Source organism: Pseudomonas sp. AGC41 (genome assembly GCF_057334555.1).
In genome coordinates this window covers 9,663-11,746 of sequence record NZ_JBHFJB010000112.1, presented here as the reverse complement: position 1 = coordinate 11,746, position 2,084 = coordinate 9,663, and the positions used below count along the sequence as shown (strand labels likewise).

At 63.2% G+C, this 2,084-nt stretch carries 3 protein-coding genes; 2 read left to right on the top strand and 1 reads right to left on the bottom strand.

Going from position 1 to position 2,084, the window contains the following annotated elements; all coding sequences use genetic code 11:
• Positions 1-127: 127 nt before the first annotated feature.
• Positions 128-1,000 (top strand): thioredoxin, encoded by an 873-nt coding sequence (trxA, locus tag ACE04F_RS18675; protein ID WP_486108988.1) that lies wholly within the window; start codon positions 128-130, stop codon positions 998-1,000.
• On the opposite strand, the gene ACE04F_RS18670 is transcribed toward trxA, so the two are convergent.
• Entirely contained in the window at positions 994-1,341 is a 348-nt protein-coding gene (locus ACE04F_RS18670) for a hypothetical protein (RefSeq protein WP_486108986.1), read from the bottom strand. The genes trxA and ACE04F_RS18670 overlap by 7 nt on opposite strands.
• Positions 1,342-1,461: 120 nt before the next feature.
• Here ACE04F_RS18670 and ACE04F_RS18665 point away from each other — a divergent pair, with 120 nt between their 5' ends.
• The gene (locus ACE04F_RS18665) at positions 1,462-2,046 is read left to right on the top strand and encodes a DUF2796 domain-containing protein (protein ID WP_486108984.1); all 585 of its coding nucleotides are present in this window, start codon (positions 1,462-1,464) and stop codon (positions 2,044-2,046) included.
• Positions 2,047-2,084: the final 38 nt, after the last annotated feature.

Sequence of the window (2,084 nt, the reverse complement as noted above, 5' to 3'; positions counted from 1 at the left end):
ACACCACAAAACACTGTGGGAGCGAGCCTGCTCGCGAAAGCGGTGCATCAGGCGCCGAAGTCCGGCTTTCAGCCATCCCCCACCAAGCCGTATAGTTGCCCCATTCAAGCGTTCTACGAGACTTCCCATGACCCAGGACACGCCCTACATCTTCGACGCCACCACTGCCGATTTCGACCAGTCGGTAATCGCCAATTCCTTCCACAAACCGGTGCTGGTGGATTTCTGGGCCGAGTGGTGTGCGCCGTGCAAGGCGCTGATGCCGATGCTGCAAGGCATCGCCGAGAGCTACCGGGGTGAACTGCTGCTGGCCAAGGTCAACTGCGACATCGAGCAGGACATCGTCGCCCGCTTCGGCATTCGCAGCCTGCCCACCGTGGTGTTGTTCAAGGACGGCCAGCCGGTCGACGGCTTTGCCGGTGCCCAGCCGGAATCGGCGGTGCGGGCGATGCTCGAACCCCATGTGCAGATGCCGCCGCCAGCCGCCGCCGATCCGCTGGAACAAGCCCAGGCGCTGTTCGATGACGGTCGTTTCGCCGACGCCGAAGCCCTGCTCAAGGCATTGCTGGTGGAAGACAACAGCAACGCCAAGGCGCTGATCCTGTATGCCCGCTGCCTGACCGAGCGCGGCGAGCTGGACGAAGCGCAGACAGTTCTGAATGCCGTGAAAAGTGACGAACACAAAGCCGCCCTGGCCGGTGCCAAGGCGCAGATCCAGTTCCTCGGCCTGGCCAAGGACCTGCCGGACGCCGCCGACCTGAAGGCGCGCCTGGCGAAAGACCCACAGGATGATGAAGCGGTGTATCAACTGGCGATCCAGCAACTGGCGCGCCAGCAGTACGAACCCGCCCTCGATGCGCTGCTCAAGCTGTTCATCCGCAATCGCAGCTACAGCGAAGGCCTGCCGCACAAGACCTTGCTCCAAGTGTTCGAGCTGCTGGGCAATGATCACCCGCTAGTGACGACCTATCGTCGCAAGCTGTTCGCCGCGCTTTACTGACCGACCCAGCTGTAGAGCGGCGTATCCCCGCCGCTCAGCACCTTGACCTCGGCGCTGTGGCGCAGGCGCACCAACAGCCGCTTGCCGGACGAAGCGCTGCCGGTCAGGCCTTCCAGCTGCTCCAGCAAGTCCGGGCCGGTCAACTGCCCGGCCTTGCGCAGCAGCTCCTTGGCGATCTGCCACTGGGCATCATCTTGATTCGCCGGTTTGACCGCAGGCGCCACTACGCTCTCGGACTTGGCCACTTGCAACTGCGCGCCGAGCTGCGCCCAGTCGCCTGCATCCATCTCGATCGTCAAGTCCACCGGCCATTCGCCGACGGTTCCGCGTATCCGCAACATCACCGTGCTCCTGAAGATTTCATCTGCGCATGCTCCCATGGGCCTTGCGCGACGCCAAGCAGACGGTCAAACTCTGCGCACTTTCGTTATAAGATTACATAACCTTTCCGGAGACTCGTCATGCGTCGTCTGCTTCTCGCTTTGCCGTTCGCCCTGCTGCCGTTGGCTGTCGCTCACGCGGCCGTCGAGCATGATCACGACCATGACCATGAGCACGGCAGCCTCGGCGCCCATGAACACGGCGTCGCTCGGCTGAACGCCGCGTTGGACGCCCAGACCCTGGAACTGGAGCTGGAGAGCCCGGCGATGAACCTGGTCGGCTTCGAACACGCCGCCAGCAGCGATGCCGACAAGGCCAAGGTCGCCGCCGTGCGGGGGCAGCTGGAAAAACCCCTGGCCCTGTTCAATCTGCCGGCCGCGGCCAAGTGCACCGTGGCCCAGCAGGAGCTGGAGAGCCCACTCTTTGGCGATGAGCCGGACCATGAAGACCACGACGAAGACGGCGACGAGCATCACGACGAGCACAGCGAGATCCATGCCCACTACCAGTTCACCTGCACCGCTCCGGGCGCCTTGAAGAACCTGGACCTGGCGACCCTGTTCAAAACCTTCCCGGCCACCCAGAAAATTCAGGTACAACTGATCAGCCCGAGCGGTCAGCAAGGTGTTGAAGTGACGGCAAAGGCGCCGGCACTGAAATTCTGATCCACCGCAAATCCCAAAGTGGGGGGGGGGGGGGGGGG